Source organism: Pseudomonadota bacterium, assembly GCA_016927275.1.
Classification (GTDB): Bacteria; UBA10199; UBA10199; order 2-02-FULL-44-16; family JAAZCA01; genus JAFGMW01.
The window spans coordinates 1-24,284 of record JAFGMW010000058.1; the positions used below are offsets into that span (position 1 = coordinate 1).

At 63.9% G+C, this 24,284-nt stretch carries 22 protein-coding genes and 2 tRNA genes; 7 read left to right on the forward strand and 17 right to left on the reverse strand.

Going from position 1 to position 24,284, the window contains the following annotated elements:
• The 8 genes from JXA24_03480 to mutL all read right to left on the reverse strand — a co-directional run.
• The coding region (locus JXA24_03480; GenBank protein MBN1282817.1) for a laccase domain-containing protein at positions 1-412 on the reverse strand (412 nt) is incomplete at its 3' end.
• A gap of 197 nt (positions 413-609) precedes the next feature.
• Complete coding sequence (locus tag JXA24_03485) at positions 610-1,569, reverse strand: RluA family pseudouridine synthase (protein MBN1282818.1); 960 nt, start codon at positions 1,567-1,569, stop codon at positions 610-612.
• Between the two features lie 60 nt (positions 1,570-1,629).
• On the reverse strand, positions 1,630-2,544 hold the full coding sequence (locus tag JXA24_03490; protein ID MBN1282819.1) for a dihydroorotate dehydrogenase: 915 nt from the start codon (positions 2,542-2,544) through the stop codon (positions 1,630-1,632).
• A gap of 5 nt (positions 2,545-2,549) precedes the next feature.
• A complete protein-coding gene (locus JXA24_03495) occupies positions 2,550-3,332 on the reverse strand; it encodes a dihydroorotate dehydrogenase electron transfer subunit (protein MBN1282820.1) in 783 nt (260 codons plus the stop codon).
• Positions 3,329-3,766, reverse strand: a complete 438-nt coding sequence (gene rimI, locus JXA24_03500) for a ribosomal protein S18-alanine N-acetyltransferase (GenBank protein ID MBN1282821.1) — start codon at positions 3,764-3,766, stop codon at positions 3,329-3,331. Before rimI ends, JXA24_03495 begins: the two co-directional genes overlap by 4 nt.
• A gap of 32 nt (positions 3,767-3,798) precedes the next feature.
• A complete protein-coding gene (gene eno, locus JXA24_03505) occupies positions 3,799-5,091 on the reverse strand; it encodes a phosphopyruvate hydratase (GenBank protein MBN1282822.1) in 1,293 nt (430 codons plus the stop codon).
• A gap of 69 nt (positions 5,092-5,160) precedes the next feature.
• Positions 5,161-6,102 carry a tRNA (adenosine(37)-N6)-dimethylallyltransferase MiaA gene (gene miaA / locus JXA24_03510; GenBank protein ID MBN1282823.1) on the reverse strand — a complete coding sequence of 314 codons (942 nt, stop codon included), beginning with the start codon at positions 6,100-6,102 and terminating at the stop codon, positions 5,161-5,163.
• A gap of 168 nt (positions 6,103-6,270) precedes the next feature.
• A complete protein-coding gene (mutL, locus tag JXA24_03515; GenBank protein ID MBN1282824.1) occupies positions 6,271-8,010 on the reverse strand; it encodes a DNA mismatch repair endonuclease MutL in 1,740 nt (579 codons plus the stop codon).
• Positions 8,011-8,135: 125 nt separating this feature from the next.
• Here mutL and JXA24_03520 point away from each other — a divergent pair, with 125 nt between their 5' ends.
• Positions 8,136-8,615 (forward strand): NAD(P)H-dependent oxidoreductase, encoded by a 480-nt coding sequence (locus tag JXA24_03520; GenBank protein MBN1282825.1) that lies wholly within the window; start codon positions 8,136-8,138, stop codon positions 8,613-8,615.
• 15 nt (positions 8,616-8,630) lie between these two features.
• Positions 8,631-11,297, forward strand: coding sequence for a 1-acyl-sn-glycerol-3-phosphate acyltransferase (locus JXA24_03525; protein MBN1282826.1), 2,667 nt, complete (start codon positions 8,631-8,633; stop codon positions 11,295-11,297).
• A 235-nt stretch (positions 11,298-11,532) separates the two neighbouring features.
• Here JXA24_03525 and JXA24_03530 read toward each other — a convergent pair whose 3' ends face one another.
• The 8 genes from JXA24_03530 to JXA24_03565 all read right to left on the reverse strand — a co-directional run bounded on the left by JXA24_03530 (position 11,533) and on the right by JXA24_03565 (position 16,255).
• Complete coding sequence (locus tag JXA24_03530; GenBank protein ID MBN1282827.1) at positions 11,533-12,900, reverse strand: hypothetical protein; 1,368 nt, start codon at positions 12,898-12,900, stop codon at positions 11,533-11,535.
• Positions 12,901-13,063: 163 nt separating this feature from the next.
• Positions 13,064-13,134 (reverse strand) — tRNA-Gln (locus JXA24_03535).
• A 35-nt stretch (positions 13,135-13,169) separates the two neighbouring features.
• A tRNA-Gln gene (locus JXA24_03540) sits at positions 13,170-13,312 on the reverse strand.
• 102 nt (positions 13,313-13,414) lie between these two features.
• Positions 13,415-13,675, reverse strand: coding sequence for a hypothetical protein (locus JXA24_03545; protein ID MBN1282828.1), 261 nt, complete (start codon positions 13,673-13,675; stop codon positions 13,415-13,417).
• Positions 13,676-13,790: 115 nt separating this feature from the next.
• A complete protein-coding gene (locus JXA24_03550; protein ID MBN1282829.1) occupies positions 13,791-14,378 on the reverse strand; it encodes a thermonuclease family protein in 588 nt (195 codons plus the stop codon).
• Between the two features lie 107 nt (positions 14,379-14,485).
• On the reverse strand, positions 14,486-14,668 hold the full coding sequence (locus JXA24_03555) for a hypothetical protein (protein ID MBN1282830.1): 183 nt from the start codon (positions 14,666-14,668) through the stop codon (positions 14,486-14,488).
• A gap of 97 nt (positions 14,669-14,765) precedes the next feature.
• Positions 14,766-15,308, reverse strand: coding sequence for a lytic transglycosylase domain-containing protein (locus tag JXA24_03560; protein MBN1282831.1), 543 nt, complete (start codon positions 15,306-15,308; stop codon positions 14,766-14,768).
• 251 nt (positions 15,309-15,559) lie between these two features.
• Positions 15,560-16,255, reverse strand: coding sequence for a hypothetical protein (locus JXA24_03565; protein MBN1282832.1), 696 nt, complete (start codon positions 16,253-16,255; stop codon positions 15,560-15,562).
• Positions 16,256-16,381: 126 nt separating this feature from the next.
• Here JXA24_03565 and JXA24_03570 point away from each other — a divergent pair, with 126 nt between their 5' ends.
• Positions 16,382-18,484, forward strand: coding sequence for a CHASE2 domain-containing protein (locus tag JXA24_03570; GenBank protein MBN1282833.1), 2,103 nt, complete (start codon positions 16,382-16,384; stop codon positions 18,482-18,484).
• 57 nt (positions 18,485-18,541) lie between these two features.
• Positions 18,542-19,150, forward strand: coding sequence for a hypothetical protein (locus tag JXA24_03575; GenBank protein ID MBN1282834.1), 609 nt, complete (start codon positions 18,542-18,544; stop codon positions 19,148-19,150).
• Positions 19,151-19,649: 499 nt separating this feature from the next.
• On the opposite strand, the gene JXA24_03580 is transcribed toward JXA24_03575, so the two are convergent.
• Complete coding sequence (locus JXA24_03580; protein ID MBN1282835.1) at positions 19,650-20,774, reverse strand: aminopeptidase P family protein; 1,125 nt, start codon at positions 20,772-20,774, stop codon at positions 19,650-19,652.
• Positions 20,775-20,938: 164 nt separating this feature from the next.
• Here JXA24_03580 and JXA24_03585 point away from each other — a divergent pair, with 164 nt between their 5' ends.
• The 3 genes from JXA24_03585 (at position 20,939) to JXA24_03595 (ending at position 24,273) form a co-directional block, all read left to right on the forward strand.
• On the forward strand, positions 20,939-21,754 hold the full coding sequence (locus JXA24_03585; GenBank protein MBN1282836.1) for a septal ring lytic transglycosylase RlpA family protein: 816 nt from the start codon (positions 20,939-20,941) through the stop codon (positions 21,752-21,754).
• Positions 21,755-21,832: 78 nt separating this feature from the next.
• A complete protein-coding gene (pruA, locus tag JXA24_03590) occupies positions 21,833-23,380 on the forward strand; it encodes an L-glutamate gamma-semialdehyde dehydrogenase (protein MBN1282837.1) in 1,548 nt (515 codons plus the stop codon).
• Positions 23,365-24,273, forward strand: coding sequence for a proline dehydrogenase family protein (locus JXA24_03595; protein MBN1282838.1), 909 nt, complete (start codon positions 23,365-23,367; stop codon positions 24,271-24,273). The genes pruA and JXA24_03595 overlap by 16 nt, the downstream gene beginning before the upstream one ends.
• Positions 24,274-24,284 lie beyond the last annotated feature (11 nt).

Sequence of the window (24,284 nt, forward strand, 5' to 3'; positions counted from 1 at the left end):
CAACCTCTCTGCCCACTTCGTAACAGGGGCCGCATATGCAGGGACCTATCGCAGCAACGCAGTCGGCCGGATCGGTGCCGTAGGCTCGATTCATCCCGCGGATCGACTCGCCCGCAACATCCAGCGCAGTCCCCCGCCACCCGGCGTGCACAGCCGCGATCGCATTTTTCTTCGGGTCAGCTATGAGTATCGGCACGCAGTCGGCTGTGCGGACGTGGCACACGACGCCGGGCCGGTTCGTGATAAACGCATCGGCCTCGATAACTCCGTCGTCTTTCACCTCTTCCAGGCGCACCACGCGCTTGCCGTGGATCTGATCCGTGCGAAAGACGCGCATCTTGGGGCCCACCATGTCGCCTATCTCGCACGGCCCCACGCCGAAGCCGTGCTCGACACCTGAAAGAGCAGCCAAAAGTTTCGATTTAATGACATTAACCATAATAATTAGTATCGTTTTGACGGGACGATTCGTGGCGATCTTCGCAGCGGGGCTCACGGAGGCCGGGTGCCGTAGCCTGTTATATTCCGGCCGACGTGGCCCAGCGAGGAGCCGGCGCCTGAGGCGACGAGCGTAGCGAGAAGAGCGCCACGAATCGTCCCGTCTGCCGACTAGCAATACAGTTTTCTCAAATTTTCCAACAACTCTTTTATATCTCGAGGCAGCGGGGCGACGAACTGCATCCGCTCGCCGGTTCGCGGGTGGTCGATCGCAAGCTTCCAGGAGTGCAGCGCCGGCCTATCGAGCGCCGCCACAAGCCCGCGCGCCTTTGCATCAATTATCCTCATCAACTTCCGCTCCCCGCCGTAGAGCGGATCGCCCACGAGCGCGTGCCCGGCCTCGGCAAAATGCGCGCGTATCTGGTGCGTGCGGCCGGTCTTCAGGTTTATCTCCACCCAGGTGAGCTGCGTGCCGAAGCGCTCCATGGCGCGCCATTCGGTCAGCGCCTCCCTGCCCTTTCGCGTGTGCGACGATATCCGCTTGCGCTCGGTGCGATGTCTCCCCAGCGCTGAGTCGAAGGAGCCCCTGTCCCCGTTCATCGCGCCGAGCGCCAGCGCGCAGTAGATCTTCTCCACGGTCCGCGCCTGGAACTGCTTCTGGAGAGCCACATGCGCGGCGTCGTTCTTGGCCGCGACGATCGCGCCGCTGGTCCCCACGTCGAGGCGGTGCACGATGCCGGCCTTGAGCTCACCGCCCACTCCCGAGAGGTCGCTGCAGTGCGCAAGAAGAGCGTTCACGAGCGTGCCGTCGGGGTGTCCTGCTGCAGGATGCACGACGAGCCCTGCCGGCTTGTTGACCACTATGATGTCCGCGTCTTCGAAGATGATATCCAGCGGGATATCCTGCGGAATCGCCGAGGGCTCAACGGGCGACGGCACACTCACCTCGATCTCCTCGCCCTCCCTCACCTCGTGCGACGGCTTGGCCGCATTGCCGCCCACCTCGACCAGCCCCTCGTCGATCAGGCGCTTGGCCTGGGAGCGGGTGAGGCCGGGCACGTGCGCCGCGACAAAGGCGTCGAGCCGCGCGCCGGCATCAGCCTTGTCTGCAATGAGTTTGTGTGTCTGCATTCCGTGACTAGTGACTGGTGACTGGTGACTGGCGTGACCGCTCCAGTTACGAGTGGCCAGTTACGGTAGTTCAAGTGCACCCACGAGATCCGACACCCTCGCGACCTTTTCGTCGCGGCACCACTTCTCGATCCCCCCGACGATCTCGACCGCGGCCATGGGGGCAACGAAGTTCGCGGTCCCCACCTGCACGGCGGTGGCGCCGGCGAGCATGAACTCGATCGCGTCCTCGGCGGTCATTATGCCGCCGATCCCGACGACCGGGATCTTCACCGCGCACGCCGCCTCATGTACCATGCGGAGTGCGATCGGCTTGACGGCCGGCCCCGATAAGCCCCCCGTGACGTTCGCGAGCACGGGCCTGCGCGCCTTGGCGTCTATCGCCATCGCCGGGATCGTATTGATGAGGGAGATCGCGTCGGCGCCGGCCGACTCGACCGCGCGCGCCATCTCCGGGATCGATGCGGCCTGGGGGCTGAGCTTCACGATCAGCGTGCGCGGGAACGCCTTTCGCACCGCCCCCGTCACGCCCGCCGCAGCCTTTGGATCGATGCCGAACGCGATCCCGCCGCAGCTCACGTTGGGGCAGGAGATGTTGAGTTCGATCGCCGCAACGCCCTCGTGGGGGGCGAGCCCCTCCGCCACCTTCGCGTACTCCTCGACCGTGGAGCCGAGGATGTTGGCGATCACGACCGCCCTCTGCTTCACGAGAAACGGGAGCTTCTCCGAGACGAACGCATGGAGCCCCACGTTCGCCAGCCCGATCGCGTTTATCATGCCGGCGGCGGTCTCGATCACGCGGGGCATCTCGTTGCCGGCGCGCGGCTCGAGAGAGATCCCCTTTGTGACGACTGCGCCCAGCTTCGCTATTTCGTAGAACGACTCCGCGAACTCCTCGCCGTAGCCGAAGGTCCCCGAGGCCGCGATCACCGGGTTCTTGAGCTCGAGCTTGCCTATCTGGACCGATAGCTGCATAACTATTATGTCGCCCTGACACCCTCCTGATTCCATTTCAAATCCTTTGCATCGAACACAGGGCCCTCGCGGCACACGCGCACGAAGTCCCCCTTCGCATCCTTGCAAACGCAGCCCATGCACACGCCGATGCCGCAGGCCATGTACGAGTCCATGGAGACCTGCGTGGGCACGCCGGAGGCACTTCCGATCGCAGCCACCGCCTTGAGCATGCCGTGAGGACCGCATGCGTAGATGGCGGGGCGTGAAATGCGGCCGAGGTCGCGCTCGAGGGGTCCCACGATCAGCCCCCGCTCCCCCAGGGAGCCGTCCTCGGTCGTGACCACCGTGCGCGCACCGATCCTCTTCAGATCATCCATGCAGAGGAGATCGGAGGAGGTTCCTGCGCCATAGTAGAGCACCGCTTCGCGACCCTGAGCCATGAGCCTCTCGCACAGGCCGAAGAGCGGGCCTATCCCGTAGCCGCCCGCCACGAGCACCGACGTCCTGCCTTTCTCCGGAAGCGCGAACCCCCTGCCGCAGGGGCCGGTGGCGCGGATCGGGGTGCCGACCGCGGCCATCGAGAGCGCGTCGGTGCCCCTGCCCACCACCTTCACGCAGATCTCCGCGAGACCATCGGCAAGCCGAACTATGCCGAAGGGCCGGCGGAGGAACACCTCGCGCCCGGGCACCTCCACCATGACGAACTGCCCCGGATCGAACGAGGGCCAGTCCACGGGAAAGCGGATGCGGACCGCGGCCCCGCCGATCGTCTCGTTGAGCGCAATTTTCGATATGTTCTCTCTCATGTGACTTCCAGCCTCAACACCATCGCGTCCTCGTCGTTGTCCCGGTAGTATCTGCGCCTCACGCCGACCTGCCTGAACCCCAGCCTGTCGTACAGGGCGCGCGCCGGCGCGTTGGAGGGGCGGACCTGCAGGTAGATGAACCTCGTGCCCATGTCTCTGGCCTTCGCCAGCATGTGTTCCATGAGCATGCTGCCTATGCCCTGCCGACGACGGTCCGGCTTCACGGCGAAGGTGTGCAGCTCCGCCTCGTCGCCTATCCGCTGGATGAGGTAGTAGCCCACGGTCTCGGCGCCCATCTTGGCTATCCAGATGTCTATGGAGTCCAGCGGCCAGAGCTCCTCGTAGGAGCGGCGCGACCAGGGGAGCGTGAATGACGCGAGCTCGATCTCCATGAGATCGTCGAGATCCCCCGGCTCATACGCCAGTATGTCCACCCTCTGCTCCTGAATGCGCTCGGCCCTTGCCGTCACCGCGCGAAGACCTTTCTGCCGCCGAACGAGGCCCTGCCGCCAAGGTGCTCCTCTATGCGCAGCAGCTGGTTGTACTTGGATATGCGGTCAGCGCGTGAGGCGGAGCCGGTCTTGATCTGGCCCGCGTTCACCCCCACCGCGAGGTCCGCTATCGCGCAGTCGCAGGTCTCGCCCGAGCGGTGAGAGATCACCGTGGTGTACTTCGCCGCGTGCGCGTCCTTTATGCACTGGAGCGTCTCGCTGACCGTGCCGATCTGGTTGAGCTTGATGAGGATGGAGTTGGCGATATTCTCCTCGATGCCGCGCTTGAGGCGCGCCGGGTTCGTGACAAATATGTCGTCCCCCACGATCTGGACCCTGCCGCCGAGCCGCTCATTCATGAGTTTCCAGCCGGCCCAGTCGTCCTCCGCGAGCCCGTCCTCGATCGAGATGATCGGGTATTTCGCGACGATGCTCTCGTACCACTCGATGAGCTCCTCGGCGCTCTTTTTGGGCTTGGCCTCCGCATCGAGCGTGTAGACGCCGTCATCGTAGAAGGAGGATGCCGCGGAGTCGATGGCGAGCGCAACGTCCTCGCCGGGCCTGTAGCCGGCAGCCTCGATCGCCTTCATGATCACGTCGAGCGCCTCCTGGTTCGACTTGAGGTTGGGCGCGAACCCGCCCTCGTCGCCGACCGAGGTCGAAAGCCCCATCCCCTTGAGCACCTTCTTGAGGTTGTGGAACACCTCGGCCCCCATGCGCAGGCACTCGCGGAAGTTGGGGGCGCCCACCGGGACGACCATCCACTCCTGGATGTCCACGTTGTTGTCCGCGTGTTCGCCGCCGTTCAAAATGTTCATCATGGGCACCGGCAGGAGCTGTGATGCGCGCGCCCCGAAGAGCGAGCCCAGGTAATCGGAGAACGGCCTCGTCTGATAGATGGCGGCCGCCCTCGCAGCTGCGAGCGAGACTCCGAGGATGGCGTTCGCCCCGAGCTTGCCCTTGTTGGGCGTTCCGTCCAGCTCGATGAGCGTGGAGTCGATGACCTGCTGGCCCGTGACCGGCATACCCTTTATCGCCTTGCGGATCTTCGTGTTCACGTTGTCGACCGCGTTCAGCACGCCCCTGCCCAGGTAGCGCTTCTTGTCGTTGTCGCGCAGCTCCACCGCCTCGTGAATGCCGGTGGAGGCCCCCGACGGCACCGCGGCACGGCCGAGGATCCCGCCCTCGACCATCACGTCCACCTCAACGGTGGGGTTGCCCCTTGAATCCAGAATCTCCCGTCCGATCACATCCAGAATCGTGGCCACCTGAAACCTCCTTATTTTGTTGAATTTACGATAAGTTGCCGGAGTTGGTACATCGAAAACGGGGGCATGTCAAACTGAAGGTTGAGGTTGAGGCTCAGGCTGAGGGTGGATGAAGGCGTGGACGAGCTGTTCGATCCCGGCTGGGTCCGCCGGGTCCATCCACCGGATCTCAGGGTCTGCGCGGAACCAGGTGAGCTGGCGCTTGGCGAGGCGGCGGGAGTTGCGCTTTATGAGCCTCGCTGCCTCCTCCAGGCCGATCTCGCCGCGCAGGTGAGAGGCCATCTCCCTGTAGCCGACCGCGGCGAAGGGCTGCGCATCCCTGCCGCACATCCCGAGCAGACGGCGCGCCTCGTCCGCAAGCCCCCCGGCGATCATCCGGTCGACGCGCGCCTCGATGCCTCGGTAGAGCTCCTCGCGGTCGGGCATCAGGCCGATTTCGAGCGCGTCATAGCGCTTCTCGGAAAAGTCGTGCTCGCCCCTCAGCTCGCTGGGCCGCGTGCCGGTGAGTTCGTATATCTCGATCGCGCGCACGATGCGCGTGCGGTCGTTTTGCGAGATCGCGATCGCTGAGGCAGGATCGAATCCTGCGAGCCTTGCGTGGAGCGCGGCCGGCCCCATGGCTGCCATCTCCTTCTCGAGTTCAGCGCGAAGATCGTCGTCGCGGGGAGGCGCGTCGCAGAAACCGTGAATCAGCATCCTGATGTACATGCCCGTGCCGCCGACCACGAGCGGCACCCGGCCGCGAGCCGCGATGCCGGCGATCGCCTCGTCTGCGAGCTCGACGAATCGCGCCGCGTCGAAACGCTCCCCGGGATCGGCACAGTCGATGAGGTGATGAGGGACCGCCTCGCGCTCGGATGCGGAGGGTTTTGCCGTGCCGATATCGAACCCGCGCCAGACCTGCTGCGAGTCGGCCGAGACGATCTCGCCGCGAAACCTCCTCGCGAGCTCGACGCCGACCGCCGTCTTCCCCGATGCGGTGGGACCACAAACTATGACAATCTTCCTCAAAGTATCCCCTGTATCCAAAAATGAAATTCCAAGCACCAGATCCCAATGGCCGAATGAATTCCAATTTCCAAAATTCCAATTATTCAAACCCAATCTTTGAAGCTTGTGATCTGGAATTTGGTGCTTATCTGGTCATTGGTGCTTGGAATTTGGAATTTCAATTGCATTTCATTTTCGACCGAACCATTTCTCTATTTCACCCTTCTCTATCCTGACCAGCGCAGGCCTCCCGTGCGGGCAGGTCTTCACGTCTCCCCTCTCCATGTCGCGCACGAGCGAAGCGACCTCCTCGGGCGAAAGCGAGTCCCCTGCCCGCACCTGCCTGTGGCAGGCGGCGAGGGCGAAGACCTTCCGGAGCGCCTCCTCCATGGAAACATGCTCGCCCAGCTCCGAGAGCTCTGCCGCGATCATCCGGACGAGAGGGGCGGTCGAGGCGCCGCCGAGGAGCGCCGGCGCCGCCTTGACCAGCACCGTGCCCCCTCCGAACGGCTCGATCTCGAAGCCGGCGGCGGAGAGCAGCTCGCTCCGCTCTTGGATCTCCGCAGCTTCGGCCTCGGAGAGATCCACCTGCTCGGGGATCAGAAGCCTCTGCCGGGCAACGGGACCCGCCGCGTGCTGAGCGACGAGCGCGTCGAAGCCCAGCCTCTCGTGGGCGGCGTGCTGGTCGATGATGACGAGCTCACCACCTTCCCCCTCGCATGCGATGTACGACGCCGCGAACTGGCCCAGCGGCCGCATGCGCGCGCCGAACTCGCCGAACGAGCGCTGCGCCTCGCCGGACACCGCAGGCCCGGCGGAGGGCCTTGAATGTTCATGGCGCATGACGGCCGACTCGACGCCGGGCGCGCAGGGAGAAGGGCAGCCCCCCCTGACGGCCGAACCGGAAGGCGAAAAGACCGACTGCACGGCCGAGCCGAGCGTCTTTTTCAGGGCCGACGAGATGAACGAGTGGACGGCGCCGGGCTCAGCGAATTTCACCTCCCGCTTGGCAGGGTGCACGTTCACGTCCACTCGCGCGGGATCGATCTCGACCCAGAGCACGGCCGCCGGCGAGGCGCCGCGCGAAAGCCTCTCCCCGAACCCCTCTGTGAGCGCGTGCATGAGGAGCCGGTCGCGCACCGGCCTCCTGTTCACGAAGAGGTGCACGTCGCGGCCCCTGGACCTGCCCCGCTCCGCGACAAAGCCCGCGACCGCGAGCCCCGGCACCTGCTCGGCCACGCGCAGAAGACGGACCGATGAATCCTCTCCGAGAACCGCCTCGACCCTGGCGCGCGCGCCCTCGTCGCCGACGTCCGCCGCACATGCGGGGAGGCTCAGCCTGCGCGCCCCGTCCACCGAGACGTCGAACCGGATCGCGGGGAAGGCGAGCGCCATCTCCATGACCGCGTCGACCGCGTGGCCGGACTCCGCCCTTGCGGAGCGGATGAATTTTCTCCTGGCGGGGACGTTATGGAAGAGATCGAACACCGTGACCACGGTGCCGGGCGCGCACCCCGCGGGGACGGGGCCCTCGATCGAGCCGCTCGACATCTCCACGCGAGCGCCCTCTTCCGCCGCCGGGCCGCCCGGCCTCGACTCGATCGCGAGCCGCGACACCGCACCTATGGAGGCGAGCGCCTCGCCGCGAAAACCCATGGTCGAGATGCCCCAGAGGTCGTCGGCCGAGGTGATCTTGCTGGTGGCGTGCCTCTCGAGCGAGAGCAGAAGATCCTCCGGCCCCATCCCGCAGCCGTCGTCCCCCACGCGGATCCGCTCGATCCCGCCGCCGTCGATCTCGACCGAGATCGATCGGGCCCCTGCGTCCGCCGAGTTCTCGCACAGCTCCTTGACCACCGAGGCGGGCCTCTCGACCACCTCGCCGGCCGCGATCTTCTCTACGACCTCTTTCGGAAGGATAACGATACCCATGAGGCCTCGAGCCCTATCACGGCGACTGGCCCGTTTCAACGCCATTTGCGGGCTTTCTTTTCGCGCTTGAATTGCCCCCCCAAAGCCTGCATCATATCGGGCCTTATGTCGAAAGGAGGCGCACCATGCCCAAGGCGCTGGTCATCTACAGCTCCCGCTCGGGTCACACGATGAAGATGGCGGAGGCCATAGCCAAAGGGATCGAAGGGGCCAGGGTGAGCGTGACGCTCACCGACGTCAACATGGCCAGGGTCGACGACCTTGCCAGCGCCGATGCGATCGTGCTCGGCAGCCCCTGCTACTACGGCTCCATGTCCGCGGAGATGAAGCGTTTCCTCGACGACAGCGTCCGGTTCCACGGGCAGCTCAGCGGAAAGGTGGGCGGCGCGTTCGCCTCGTCGGGCATGCTCGGCGGCGGCAACGAGACCACGGTCCGCAGCCTCATCGACGCCCTCATGATCCACGGCATGGTGGTCAAGGGCAACGCCGGGATCGGTCACTTCGGCCCGGTCTCGATCGGCGAGCCGGACGAGAAGGCGCTCGAGGAATGCACGGCCTACGGCGCGGAGATCGCCGAACTGACGAAGAGGCTCTTCCGAAGCTAGCCCGGAGGGCGATTCATGCAGCCGATAACACAGTACGAGCGCCCGCTCACCGAGCGGGCCCTCATGGCCATACACCCCTTCTGGTCGCTGCTCGCGAGGGTATTTCCGGGCTCGTTCGGCCAGCCGAGGGAGGCGGTCCCCCATCCGTCGGCCATGCTCGAGTCGCCGAACCGGGCCTGGCGCCTTTTGCTCCCGCACTTCTTCCGCCGCGTCAGCGTGGACCCCACGGAGGTCAGGCGCCTGGCCGAGGCGGCCGCCGGATCCACCGTCATCTACATCGCCAAGTACGCGGGCCAGCTCGAGTACTCTTTCTTCAACCACCTCTTCCTTGAAAAGGGGCTTCCCCTGTCGAGGTACACGAACTCCTGTGCCCTCAGGCGCTGGATGAAGGCCGGCTCACTCCTGCGCTCCGTCTCCTCTCAGGAGTCGCAGATCGGGCGGCACGGCCGCATACTCGACCCGCTCTACGACGGCTACCTCCCGCAGATGGTCTCACGCGGCGAGAGCGCGCTCATCCGCATCCCTCCGATCGACCTGCTCGACGAGGAGCTCGTAATCACCGGGCCGCTCCGCGCGCTGCTGGCGATCATCGAGGCCCAGAGGGCGAGCGAGCGGCCGGTGAAGATCGTCCCCCTGGACTTCCTCTGGAGCCGCAGGCCCCCCAAGGCGAAAAGGAGCGTTGGCGACATATTTCTGGGCGAGCAGGAGTCTCCCGGCGCGATACGCAAGTTCTTCCTCTTCTGGAAGAACTACAGGCGCCGCGCCCACGCCTCGATCGGCGAGCCGATCTCCGTTTCCGAGTTCATCGCGGCCAACGGCGACGCATCGGACGACGAGGAGCTTGCGAGCCGCATGAGGAAGCGGCTGCTTGGGGCTCTCAACGCGCAGAGGCGCACGGTCATCGGCCCGCCCCTTCGGCCGCGCTCGTGGTTCATCCAGCAGGTCCTCTCGGACGAAGAGCTGGACAATGAGGTCTGCCGCATCGCCGCCGACCGCAGAAAGCCGGCGGACGACCTGAGGGATCTGGCGCACCGCTACGCGCGCGAGATCGTCGCGGACCTCGACTACGCCTATGTCGAGATCCTCGAGCGCGTCCTGGGCAGGGCGCTGACGAGGCTGTTCGAGTCCCTCGACGTCGACGAGGAGGGGCTCGCGGCGGCAAAGGCGGCGTTCGCCGGGGGACCGGTGATATTCGTGCCGAACCATCGCAGCCACGTCGACGGCCTCGTGCTCTCCTACGTGTTCTATCACGCAGGCATGACGATTCCTCACATCGCGGCAGGCTCCAACCTCTCCTTCTGGCCGCTCGGCCGCATTTTTCGCCGCTGCGGAGCCTACTTCATCCGCAGGGCGTTCCGCGACAATCCGCTCTACAAGGCGGTCCTGGCCACATATCTCAAAGTGATGATGAAGGAGGGTATCTGCCAGGAGTTCTTCATCGAGGGGGGACGCACGAGGACCGGAAAGCTCAAGGACCCGAAGATGGGGATGCTCGGGATGATGAAGCGCGCGGCGCGCGAGGCCGGGGTCGAGGGAGCGTCGATCGTTCCGGTCTCCATAACGTACGACCGCGTGATAGAGCAGAAGGGCTACGCGAGCGAGCTCGAGGGCGCTAAAAAGAAGGAGGAGTCGAGGATTCGTCTCGTGGGCCTCACCAGGTACCTGGGCGGGAGGCAGTCAAGATACGGCTCCATCCATGTGCGCTTCGGCCCCCCCATGCCGCTGCTGGACGAAGGCTCCGATCCCAAGGCGGTCGAGCGCTGCGCCTGGCGCATCTGCCACGAGATCAACCGCAGGGCGGTGGTCACGCCGGCCGCGGTCGCGGCGGCGGCGATCCTCCCGGTGAGCCGCACAGGCCTCACCCTCGCGCAGTTTCGGCAGAACTCGCAGGCGATCGTCGACTGCCTGATAGCGAAGGGAGCCGAGGTGCCCGCAGCGCTGGCCGGTTCCACGCAGGCGGTGATGCAGGAGGCGCTGGCCACGCTCGCGCGCGCGCGACTCGTCACCCCCAGGACCGACTCCCTGGAACCGTTCATCGCCGTGGATGAAGAAAAGCGAGTGCCGCTGTCGATATTCAGGAACAGCCTCGTCCATTTTCTCGTGACTCCGGCTGTGCTCTGCAAGGTCCTGCTCTGGCGGGCGAAGAACGAGCAGTCCCCTTCTGTCCCCGAGCTCGCCGACGACCTCGCGGCCGCCAAGCTCCTTTTGCACCACGAATTCCGATTCGCCGCGAGCCGCAGGCCTGAGGAGCACGTGGAGCGATCGATAGCGGTGCTCGAGAAGCTCGGAGCCGTTGCGCGCTCGGGCGACGGCAAGATCGTGCCGCGCAACTCCGGGCTCTGGATCTGCGACCTGCTCTCAGCGCAGGTGAGGCCGTTCGTGGAGACGCTCTGGGTGGCGGCCAGATACGTCGAGGGGCGCATGAAGGGCCCGGTCGAGGAGCGCCCTCTCATCGATGCGATGCTGGCGGCGGGCTCCGACATGTACCAGCTCGGCAGGGTGCGCTTCCGCGAATCGATCAACAGGGACGGCTACGCGGCCTCTTTGCGAGCGCTGGTGAAGTTCGGCATGCTCGTCCCCGAGCCTCAAAAGGAGGGGCAGAGACGCCGCTCATCTTACGCGCCCACTGAAAACGAAGATTCGATGAAGATGCTTAAAGTTGAGCTTGAAAAACTCTTCTGAACCCCTTTCCCTGACTGAAAATCCACCGGTTATCAACAGCTCCATTCCCTGCCCGCCGGTCCCGTCAAAGATGGACGACAGGGGCAAAGACAAGACAAAACCATGGATTGTCATGTTTATCACTGCCTGATAATCAGGCACTCGAAATCAAAGGGAGTGAAAGAGGCATAAGGACCGCGCTCAACGATTTTATCCACAGCCTTATCCAGCCCTGGTGTGAAAATCGGGCCCTGCGTCAGGCGATGGCCCGCTCCTCATCTTCGATCTCGGGCTCGTATTCCTGCCGACCGTCATCGCCCCGGCCGTCGCCCTCCTGCTCGCCGTGGTGGTGGTGCGCATCGCCCTGCGAGCGCGCGGCGAGCACCCTGTCGTGCGAGGAACCGTGGCCCGATGCCGGGGCCGCCATGCCGAGCGAAGCTGCGTGAAGAAAGTAAGGGGGGCCGCCCTTGTCCATGTGAGACATCGCGATCGAGAACGGATCGCTGTTGGGGTCGTGCATCGCAAGGCCGCCGGCAGGGAGCGAGCCCATCCCGGATGAACCTCGCTTTTCGCTCAGGCCGCCTTCGTTGCGGAACGGCACAACCGCAGGCGAATCGCCCCTCTCGCGGGGCCGCCCCGCCTCCAGCGACGAGTCGCCCTGCGACCCCCTCTTCTCCGCCTCTGCCAGCACGCAATTTCCGCCGTGCGAGAAAATTGCTCGAATCCAGGACCTGATATGCCTCGACGCCTCGGATAAGGCCGGCCCCGCGCTCTCCTCAGCCCTCTCCACGAAGCGACCGATCGCTGAGAGCGCCGCATCGGCCGCGTTCTCCACCGACCTGCGAACCCCGCGCTCGCGCCTTTCGATCTCGCCGGTCGCGTTCGAGCGCGCCTCTGAGAACGCGTGTGCGCTCGCCGCCTCTGAGGCGGCCCTGGCCGAGTCGAATCCGGCCGTTGCCCCGGGCATCTGCTGCTGCGCCGCAGGGGCTATGGAACCGGTCGGCACCTGTGGCTCGACCTGGGACTGAGATTCGGTTCCAAGGCCTCCGCTCGATGCGACGTTTGATGCGACCTCCGTATCCGGACCTTTCTCAAGCGCCTTCGTCCCCTCGTCACGCGGAATCTCGTGCTCGAAAGGATCGGGGATGATGTCGTCCCTTTCCTCGAATATCGGGATCTCTGCGATGGAGTCGCTCTGCACCTTCGGGACTTTGGGGGCTTCATCCAGGAATCCCGTGTATATCTCCGACGAATCGGAGAAGAGCTTGCTCTGGTTGGAGAGGGCCTGGCCGCAGTCCTCTTCGAGCCACGGATCGTAGTAGGTGAACTGCTCCTCCTCGGGGAGCCCGGGGCAGCTCTGTTGCATCGGATCGCAGAGCGCCTCGTCGACCGGCGGCCCATCGTCGCACAGGATCTCGACCTCGCCCTCTGCAGAGACGACCGCGATGAGCTCGCCGCCCGCGTCGTAGATCTCGACCGTGCCTTCGAGCGTGCTGACCGGGAAGAGGGGACCGTATTGCCCCTCCAGGCTGAGGATGGCGTAAGAGGCCGCATCCTCCGCGACGCTCGCTGCAGCGGCCGACTGCGCAGCCTGGTTGGTTATCTTTGTCGCGTTATCGACCACTTTTCCTCGCAATCGAACGGGGCCAAAGGACACGCATGCCCTGTTATTATTATCGGCCGACAGAGGGGCGGTGTTGCTCAGGGGGAAAGATTTTATATATAGTTGATATCGTTGAAGAATAAGATGCAAAATAAAAATAAAGGCCCTTTCGGGGCCTTTATTGCTCAGGGGCAGGGATTCGAACCCCGATAGCCGGTTCCAGAGACCGGTGTCCTACCGTTGGACGACCCCTGAATAAATTTTCAAATATCTCTTTTCGAATCCCCGCGGACAGGGGCAGGGATTGTCACTTCGTTCTGACGATCAATGCTATTTGTTTCGAGCTTCGCTCGTCACTCTATCATAGCTTCTGTACGTTCGAACCCCGATAGCCGGTTCCAGAGACCGGTGTCCTACCGTTGGACGACCCCTGAATAAGGAGGCACTTCTTGCATTGAATTTAGGCGCTTGTCAACCAGACGAAAAAAGCCCCCTCAAGCCAGGGGGCCCTGTTGAACTGCCGAATCAAGCGGCCCTATGCCGCCTTTGCAAACCTGTTGTAGAGCCAGGCGAAGATCATGCCCGCCACGAAGCCGTCCACAAAGGTGAGCGCGAGTCCTATGATGAGACTGAGAGCCGGGCTGGCTATGGCGCCCAGCCAGCCAAGGTAGAAGCCGTTTAACACGTCGAACGGCGCCTGGCTAACCCCTGCCCATGCCATGATGTAGGCCCAAAGCACGCCGACCACGTAAAGGATCGCGCATGCAAGGCCCATCGCCTTGATGTTGAGTTTCATCTGCCCCCCTTTGTTTTGACCCAAACAAGACGGAGTCCCGCAAGACGGAGTAAATTCAAGTTTTTTAACTTTCAAACCAACTCCGTCCTGCGGGACTCCGTCTTGCGTGGGTACCCTACCATGACTTCGTGTTGCAGTCACCGAATCGGTTGCACTCCACAGGGCAGGTGCGCCACAGCCCCGCATGGCGCCGTCGAGCCCCTTCCTGGAGTTCCACGAACGACTCCTCCTCAGGATAGGAGGGCCTGCGATCGGAAAAGGCCATGCCGGCGCGGATCAGCTCCGAGTTGAGCATGCGGTTCCCCTCATAGAGATATATTCGCCTGTCGCCGAGGACGCGCCTGTGGCCGTTCGTGCGCTCGAAAGAGTACGAGACCCGCTTTTCCAGCAGGCGGGACCCGAGATATGCCCTCGACTCCTCCGCAAAGCACCCGCCCCCGGCAGGGGGGTGAACGCCGATGAGCTCCATCCTCTCGCCGTCGATCTCCACGTGCGCCGCGTCGATCACGGAGGTGACAACACCTTCGAAATCGCCGCCGTAGGCTATCGCGGGCGGGCCCTCCTCCTCCGTCCCCTCCTCGGTGAGCTCTATTATGAGGCCGTTGTCGAGCCCCTCCTCCTCAGGATCGTCCTGCGGGAAAGCGGCGCATGGGAGGACCAGGAGCAACGCGGCGAGGAAAACCGCTGGAATTCTATGTGCCATCGATATCTCCGGATTTTTCAGGAAATGGGGTTTACAGCCCGCGGGGGTAAAATGGCAACAAAAAAAGGCGGGGACATATCCCCCGCCTCATGATGCGGCCAGCCGAGTCAGAACCTCAATCTCATGCCGACCTTCAGTCCAAACCCCTTCACGCCGACGCTCGCATGGACCAGCCTGGTCGGATCGCCGGACAAGGGGTTCTTCCACTCGGTCCTCACCTCAGAGGAGCTGGTGATTATCTCCCTCTTTGTGTGCTGCATGCCCTTTTCCCATCTACCCTTCTCAGCCATACGCGCCCGCCTCCTGTCCTGCCGTCATTATAGCACAGATAAAGAAAAAGGCCGACCCCTCAGGTCGGCCTTTTTATTATTTCCTTTATCTGCCCCTTTACGACATCAGCGGATCGGAGGCGAACATCCTCTGGTAGCGGCTGTAGTTGGACAGCACCTTCTTCACGTAATTGCGGGTCTCTTTGTAGGGCGGGATGCCGTTGTGCTTCGAGACCGCGCCCGGACCGGCGTTGTAGGCCGCGATCGCATGGGGGAGGTTGCCGTCGAAACGGTCGATGAGCTGGCGGAGGTACTTGGCGCCGGCGAGGATATTCTCTGCCGGGTCCCAGGCGTTGCGGCAGCCGAGGTAGCGCGCCGTGGACGGCATTATCTGCATGAGGCCCTGGGCGCCCACGTGAGAGCGGGCCCTGACCTTGAACTCGGACTCGGCATGGATGACCGCGGCGATGAGCGCGGGGTTCACGTCATGGGCCTCGGCAGCCCTGTTGATCTCATGGGAGAAGCTCACCATGTCCTTGCCGGCCCAGCCGGCCTTTGCGGAGGAGCTGCCGTAGCAGAAGCTCACCACATATATGAGGGCTATGCCCACGAGGTTCAGCGCCAGGATCTGCAGTCTCTTTGAATGTATTATGTTGTTCATCATGCCCCTTTACTTAAGCAATATCGATGCCAAACTCTAAACTCTAACTAGTCGTTATTATTAAGTTAATAGTATCAACAAAAAAGGCAGCCACTGATTAGAGGTATAGTGCCCCCACTTTGTGGGGATAATCCCTCCTGTCTAAAATGGGCTTCTGCGGTTAACTCATTGATTAATTGAGGCAGGTGCTTAACCCTTAAAAACGCTTCCGGTCAAGACGCTGAGTGTCATAAAATTAATATATTTGAATTTCAACGTGTTAGAATGAGTTTTTGCATGCCACGGGCAGCCCTGAGCCCCTTTCCTGCGGCCAGATCTGCCTTGATCATCTCATTATCTACGATGTGGTTGCCGCAGATGGCCTCCACCCCATAATCGAACAGGACCGGCGACATGACCGTGGAAGGCCCCAGAATCATTATTCTTTTACCCCTAGCCAAGGCGAGCAGCCCCTCAAGTGTATGATTTATAAAGGTTGTTCCTGTGATCGCCACCACCTGGGCACGTGGAATGATATCTGCCGCCCTCTCCGCCGGCAGGTCCCCTTCCTTTGGATCGAGCTCCAGCACCCAGAGCTTTCCGGCCGCACATCTCAACTTATCGGTGAAGGCGAAGTGGCCTATCATTGCAACATCCCTGCCCGCAGCCCATTCCATGAGGAGCGACGTCCCGCTCCCCGTGCACGGGGCAGCCCCGCTGGGCGTGACAAGTGAATTGATGGCAGCGATTCCCAGCGACGCCTCGCCCGTGTCGCTCGAAAGCCCAAGCCTCGCGATATCTAAGGCGCTCTCAGGGGCGGGGACCGGCGTGCCGGGCTTCGGACCCGGGAACCTGTATGCCGCGCCCGCATGCCTCGACAGAACGAGGCTGGCGCCGTCGAAAATCCGTGCCTCCACAAGCGGCGCGTCCTCGATGCCCGAGAGGATCTGCTCCAAGATCCTGTCCATAGATCCGCCTCCTGCGTGGACTTATTATCGATCACACGCTATAAATACAATCCTTAGATCGGGGGACCGATGGAATTTCCCAGGCTCGAGAGAGCGCGGGATCAAGGCGGTCCTCGAGAGGGGAAGATGAAGGGGCTGGCGAGGCTCATAAAGAGGTGCAAACAGTGGCACGCGCTGGCTGCGGTCTCGCTCGCGCTCCTGATCGCGGCGGCGACCTGCACCCGCGCACCCGCAGCCGAGGACCTCATCGTGCGCGCGGCGGCGCTCGGAGCGCGGGGACAGCCCGCATCGACGACCATCGCCGCGATAGACCTCGACTCCATCCTCGATCTCGGTCCGTGGCCATGGAACGCCGACGCGTTCGCGAAGATACTCGACCAGCTGAGGCTGCTCAACGCGCGCATCGTCGTGCTCGATGCGGCCGCGGCCTCGGCCATCGATCCGGGGACAGCGCGCAGGTTTGCCGACTTCGACGGCCGCCGCTTCCTCTCCGCAGGATTTCTATTCTACCCCTCGCTCGCCGATCTGCCGGACGACTACGAGAAGACCAGGGGCGCGGCCGAGCGGGCGATCGTGGCCTCAGCCCTCCCCGCGGCGCCCAGGGACGACTCCGCGCTGCCCGCGATGGCGGGCGCGGAGGCCTCGATCGCGGGGCGCATCGGCCTTCAGACCGACGGCTTTTCAAACGTCCTGCCGGACCGCGACGGCGTGGTCCGGAGGCAGCAGCTTGCCGCCCGGATAGGCGACAGGGTCTATCCGGCGCACGCCCTCTCCGCGGCGGCCAGGTCCTCTGGCTTCACGCCGCTCATCAGCGAGGACGCGGCGGGCAGGGCCTCGGGAGTGAAAATCGGCGAGCGCGCGATCCGCTTGCCCGACGACGCCGCGCTCGCGATCGACTTCGCAGCCTGCTCGGCCAGGGCATCCCGCATCGGCGCGTCTGCGATCGCCAGGGGCAAGGCGCCGGCCGATGCGATCAGCGACAGGATCGTCATACTGGGCGTCACCGAACCCTCGACCGCGGCGATGCACATGACGCCGCTCGGAGGGATGAGCTGGGCCGAGCTCGCCTCGTGCGCGATCGGGCAGATCGCCGCAGGCCCCCCGTTCGCGTCGTACGCCTCGATGCCGTGGACGCTCCTGGCGGTCGCCCTCGCGGCCATCGCGTTCATCGCGCTGATCGCAAGGCTCCCCATGGCCCTGCGCGCGCTCACATCCGCAGTTCTGATCTTTTGCGCGCTCCTTGCGGCCGCAGCCATGGCCGGGGCGGCGGGCATCCAGCTCCCGGCCGCGCACTTCGCGCTCACCGTCGCCCTCCTGCTCGCAGCGTCGTGGATATGGAACATCTTCGCAGTGGCTATGCCGGCGCGCCGCAGCGGCGAGAGATTCGCAACGAGGATTTCGCGGAAGTCGCTGACCGCCGCGACCGCCGCAGGGGGCGCCTTCGACCCGGAGGGCAGGCCATGCGAGATCGCCGCGTACGCGCTGGACGTGCGCGGATTCGGCTCCATCGCCTCATCGCTCGAGCCGCGCACTCTCTGCTCGTTCATGCGCTCATATCGGGCCTTGATATCGAGCCCGCTACTCGAGGGCGGCGCGTTAATCGAATCGTGGTCGCACGACGAGTGCCTCGCCGCATTCGGCGCTCTCGCGCCGGACGAGGCCAAGGCGATCGCCGCCTGCAGGGCGGCAATCTCGACTCTGCACGCCATCTCCGCCGCGCGGGAGGACACCTCGAAGCGCTTCGGGGTGGAGCGACTCTCTATCGGGGTGGGCATCTGGCTCGGCCCCGCCGCTGCCGGCGACCTCGGCCCCTCAGGGGGGGAAGGCTTCGGCGTGGCGGGCACAGCGGTCGAGTGCGCATCCCTCCTCCGCGCGCTCAACCGCACCTACAGGACCTCCATTCTGGTCAACGACGAGGTGTGCAAGGCCGCGGAGCGCTCGTTCAGGTTCAGGCCGCTGGACCCGATCGCCCCCGCCGGGAGCCCAAGGCCGGTGCTTATTCACGAGCTGGTCGGGGAGGTGGGCGTCATCATGCAGCAGCTGCCGCGCTACCTAGCTGCCCGCTCCGCTTATCTCCAGGGCGATTTCGAGCGCGCGGCCCAGCTCTTCGGCGAAGTGCTTACGTCCCACCCCCACGACGGCCCGTCGCAGCTCTTCCTCAACAGGTCGAAAACACTCATGAAATCGCCGCCCAGGGCGGAGTGGCTCGGAGTCTGGCATCCCCAATAAACCGGGCAACTATTCCTTCAATCCCGCGATAACTGTGCTATAGAGCGAGGCATGCCCATGAAAAAGACCATAGCCGCGTCAGCCATCTTCGTCCTCGCCGCCCTCGCGGCGTGCGACGGCACAATGCAGGGCGTGCCCGATCCCGTCGACGCGCCGCAGTCGAGCAAGAACAATCCGGTGCCGCTCTCGGGCGACACGATAGCGTGCGCGGGCGGCGACGACTGCGAGATAGTCGAGCTCGGATGCTGCGACCACTGCAACGGCGGGTTTGCGGTCGCGGTTAACAAGGAGTTCGCGAGCGAAGTCGCGGAGAGAAACAGCCAGAGCTGCGGCGACGATGAGCTCTGCACCGAGATGGCATGCGCGCCGATCTTCCCCCGCTGCCGGGACGGCGAATGCGTGTACGTGGACGAGGTCTCGTTCGGATGGCAGTCATGCGAAAATGACCGCGACTGCGCGGTCGTCGAGCTCGGCTGCTGCGACCACTGCAACGGCGGCCGCGTGGTCGCCGCGAACGTCGCCCATGTCGACGACGTGAAGGAGAGCATGTCGGACCAGTGCGACGAAGGATACGCCTGCACCCTGATGGCCTGCGCCCCGCAGCTCGCAAAGTGCGAACAGGGCCTCTGCGCCGCCCACCCAGACCCCGACTGGGGAATTCATTGATATAATAAACTAATGCCTCCGGGACACATCGCCTCGTCGAGGTTGTCCGTTTCGGAGCGGGGCCTCCAGCGGCTCCCCTTTCGCTGTCTCGCGGGCCGCGAACCCTCCTCATTCAAACTGCGAGTCAAAACTGCAACTTTGATCGAGGTGGTAAGTTCTGCAGGAAGTCGCGTTTTGACACCGCAGTTTGCTGAGGCTTCCACGGACCCGCTTGCAGCGATGGGGACCCCGCCGCTTCCCGGCCAGCTCCTCAACAGACAACCTCGACACGGCGACACCTGGAGGCGAAAAGGTGCCGATTTGACGGAGCGGGTCGGGGCATTCTTCGCAGCGTGGCTCGAGGAGGCCGGATTCAGCAGCCTATAAGTACCGGCCGACGAAAGCCCCCGACGAGCCGGCGTCTGAGGCGAGGAGGGATAGCGAGAAGAGTGCACCGTCCCGCTCCGATAAGATGAGCTGCTGACCGATGCGACACGGCGCCACCCGGAGGCGAAATTATTCAGAGAATCTCGAGCTGCTTCGGGAACCTGCCGATGACCTCGCAGCCGCGGCCGGTGACGTGCACCAGGTCCTCGATGCGCACGCCCCCGATTCCCGGATAGTATAGCCCCGGCTCCACGCTCATCACGTTGCCGCTCCTCAGCCTGCAGTCGCGCCCTGTGATGCGCGCAGGCTCCTCGTGCACCTCGAGGCCGATGGAGTGGCCGGTGCCGTGGAAGAACCCCTCGTTGCGGCCGCCCCTCACGCGCGTGGGATATCCGCGCTCGTCGAAGAAGCGGTGGACCGCCTCGTGTATTTTCCTGCCGTTGACGCCGGGCCGCACCATCCCGACCGCCATGGCCTGCGCGGCCTTGACCGCCTCGTACATCCTGCGGAGCGCGTCCGGCGCCCGGCCGCGGCAGAAGGTGCGCGTGGCGTCGCCGAAATAGCGCGTCTTCTTCGAGCGTGGGAAGATGTCCACGATGATAGATGAATGCGGCATCAGGGCCCCGCTGCCCACGTCGTGCGGGTCGATCGCGTGGCGGCCGCAGGAAACGATGGTGCCCGTAACTTCGAAGCCGCGCTCGCACAGGAACACATCGATCATCTTACGCAGCATCTCGGATGTCAGCGTCTGGCCCCTGTATGCAAGTCTTTGCCCCCTGATCTTGCTGGCAGCAAGCACATCGCGCACGAGGGCAAGCGCTGCAAAGACCGCGCGCTGGGACGCGGCTATACATTTAAGCTCCCCCCTGCTCTTGGCGAGCCTCTCCTCGAAGAACGGCGCAGGGCCGGTCTCCACGCGATACCCGCGCCTGCGCAGCGCATCCATGAGGGCGAACGGCGCGTCGGCCGGCACCCTGATCCTCTTTATGTCATGACAGCGGAGTATCTCGTGCACCACGTCCGCCTGCGTGGGATTCTTTTTCTTTTTTCCGGCGAGCGCGATGAAGGGGTTGATCGAGAGCACCTTGTGAACCCGGGCCTCTCGCCTCGCGCGGTCTATCTCCAGATCGGACAGGACCGCGTATTTCTTCCCGCGCACGCTGAAGAAAACAAAAGGGTCGGGCGCGAGAAAACCTGTGGCGTAGTACAGATCGGCGTTGCGCTCGGACGCATCGTATATGAAGAGGGCCTCGCTCATTTCGAAATTCCTCCTTTACAGTGCCGCGGATATGCGTTAGGCTTTTTTCACTCACAGTCAGTTCTTTAAATCCAGGGTCGTCTCGTTCATCTCAATCGTTTTTCTTTATCTTGGTTTAAGTTCTTATCCTGAGCAGTCGAATAAGGCAGCATGACAACCGGCCCATGTGCATGGAGCAGGATAAAATGTCAGGCGTTTGCTTGTCCAACAAAAAGGTTCACCTCGCCATGGCGCTCATCGCCGCCGCGGGAATGCTTCTGCCCTCCTGCGCCCCCTACCACGCGCAGAAGGGGGTCACGAAATTCCACCAGACCGGAAAGGCCTCGTGGTACGGGCCGGGCTTCGCGGGCAAAAAGACCGCCAACGGCGAGCGATTCAATCCGAACGACATGACCGCAGCCCACAGGACGCTGCCCTTCGGCACCACGGTGAGGGTGACAAACCTAGAGACCGGCCGGTCAGCCACTGTCCGCATCAACGACAGGGGGCCTTACGCAGGGGGGCGCATAATCGACCTCTCCAAGGCCGCAGCGAAGAAGATCGGCCTCATCGGCAGCGGCGTGGCCCCGGTAGAGGTGAGGGCTGTGGGCCCGGGCAGGCAGGAGGACGAGGAGACGGTCTTTGCCGAGGCTGAGGTTAAGGTTAAGGATAAGGTTGAGGCTAAGGCTAAGGTTGAGGCTAAGGCTAAGGTCGAGGAAAAGGTCTTGATAGCAGCAAGGGGGCCGGTCACGCGCAACGGGGTCGAGCACCTCATATCGGTCGAGACCGGCGCAACCCCCTCGGAGGCCGCCATCCCGGACTCCGATTATGAAGAGGCCGAAGATATCTCCATGGATGTTGATGCCCGGACCCTGGAGGCGCCAGAGGTCGAGGAAAAGCCAAAGCCCGCCAGGATCGCAAAGAGGGCCCCTGCAAAGAAGCGGGCAGCCCCAAAGGCAGAGCCCGCTCCGGATTACTCCGTTGACAGCGAGCCGTTCTAGCATCTCCTCAGATTGACTTCCTTTTCGCTATCTACTAGACATCGTTGAGATTTTGGCCACCCACGCGAGGAGATCCCCATGCTCACCCCTTTCAAGAACGAGCCGTACACGGATTTCTCAAGGCCGGAAAACAGAAAACAGATGGAGGCGGCCCTCGCCAGGATCGAGGCAGATTTCAACCGCACCTGGCCCCTCGTGATAGGGGGCCGCGACGTGAAATCCGGCGGCAAGATCAAGTCGTATGATCCCTCGAACAAGGAACAGGTCGTTGGCACGGTGGAGAAGGCGACCGCAGCTGACGCCGATGCGGCGCTCACCGCCGCCTGGAAGGCGTTCGACTCGTGGAAGCACACCACCCCCGAGGAGCGCGCCGGGCTGGTGGTGAAGCTCGCGGCGAAGATGCGCGAGCGAAAGCACGAGCTCTCCGCCACCATGGTCTGCGAGGTGGGCAAGAGCTGGGCAGAGGCGGACGGCGACACCGCGGAGGCGATCGACTTCTGCGAGTTCTACGCCCGCGAGGCCATACGCTACGGCGCGAAGCACCCGCAGTGCCCCTGGCCCGGAGAGCGGAACGAGCTGGAGTACATCCCGCTGGGCGCCGGCGTCGCGATCCCGCCCTGGAACTTCCCTCTCGCCATACTCACGGGCATGACCGTGGGCCCTGTAGCAGCGGGCAACACCATGGTGGTAAAGCCGGCCAGCGACGCCCCTGTGATCGCGGCCAAGATGATCGCGCTCTCGCGCGAGGCCGGTTTCCCGGACGGGGTGATCAACTTCGTGCCGGGCAGCGGCTCCGACGTGGGCGAGACGCTCGTGGCGAGCCCGAAGACCCGCTTCATAAACTTCACCGGCTCCCGCGACGTGGGGCTGCACATAGTCGAGGAGGCGGCCAGGCACAGAAACGGGCAGCGCTGGATCAAGCGCGTGACCGCCGAGATGGGCGGAAAGGACGCGGCCATCGTGGACAGCGAGGCGGACCTCGACGCGGCGGCCGAGGGCGTGGTCACGTCGGCGTTCGGATTCCAGGGGCAGAAGTGTTCCGCATGCTCGCGAGCCATCGTGGACGCGAAGGTCTACGACGAATTCATAGAGAAGCTCGTCGCGCGCACCAAGAGGATCAAGGTCGGCCCCACGAGGGACCCGTCGAACTGGATGGGGCCCGTCGTCAATAAGGCCAGCTTCGACAAGACGATGGAGTACATCAAGGCGGGCTCCCGCGAAGGCAGGCTGCTGTGCGGCGGCGAGGCGTCGGACGCTCAGGGCTACTTCATACAGCCGACGGTCATCGCCGACGTCTCCCCCACGGCAAAGATGGCCCGGGAGGAGATCTTCGGGCCGGTGCTGGCCGTGATCGAGGCGCGCGACTTCGACCATGCCCTCGAGATATTCAACAGCACCGACTACGGTCTCACCGGCGGCGTGTTCACGAGGAACGAGGCCAAAATAGAGAAGGCCAGGCACGAGTGCTTCTGCGGCAACTTCTACATCAACCGCAAGATCACGGGCGCGCTCGTGGGCGTACAGCCGTTCGGCGGGTACAACATGTCCGGCACCTGCTCCAAGGCCGGCGGCAGCGACTACCTGCTGCTCTTTTTGCAGTCCAAATCCATATGCCAGAGGCTGTGAGGACAACCAGGACCGCCTCGCGCGTGGTGGGCTGGACCCTCTCCACGCTCATGGCGCCGTTCGCGAGGAGGTTCATCGCAGGGACCGCCCTGCCGGACGCGCTCGATGCGCTCGCTCGCCTCAAGGCCCGGGGCTTTTCCACCACGGTCGACCACCTCGGCGAGAAGGTCGAATCAAGGGAGGAGACTGAGATCGCTACCGGGCAGTACGTGGTGATGCTCAAGGCGCTCAAGGAGAGGGCCCTCGACCGCAACATCTCGGTCAAGCTCTCGCAGCTGGGCCTCGACTTCGACGTGGAGCTCTGCGCCATAAACCTCGAGCGGATAGTGAAGGCGGCGGAGGATGTGGGCGGGTTCGTGCGCGTGGACATGGAGGGCTCGGACCTGACCGGAAGGACGATAGAGATGGTACTCAGGATGAAGCGCACCAGGCTCACGCCGATCGGCGTGGCGCTCCAGGCCATGCTCATCCGAACGCCGGAGGACGCCCTCTCCCTCATCGGCCGCGAGATCCCGATCAGGCTCTGCAAGGGCGCCTACCGCGAGCCGGCGAGAGTAGCCCTGCAGAGGATGGAGGACGTGCAGAGGGCCTTCATCTCGATCGCGAAGAGGCTGCTCACCACGGGGCTCCGCCACGGCATCGCGACGCACGACCCGTGGCTGATAGAGGAGATAAAGAAGTTCGCCGCGGCTCAGGGGATCGCCAAGGACCGCTTCGAGTTCCAGATGCTCTACGGGATAAGGAGGAGGCTCGCACAGAGCCTCGTCGCGGAGGGCTACAGGGTGAGGATATACGTGCCGTTCGGCCGCTCCTGGGTGCCGTACACCTGGCGCCGCATCCGCGAGCGGAAAGAGAATTTGATGTTCATAGTTAAACACTTTTTTGTGCGCTAGTCACGAGTCAC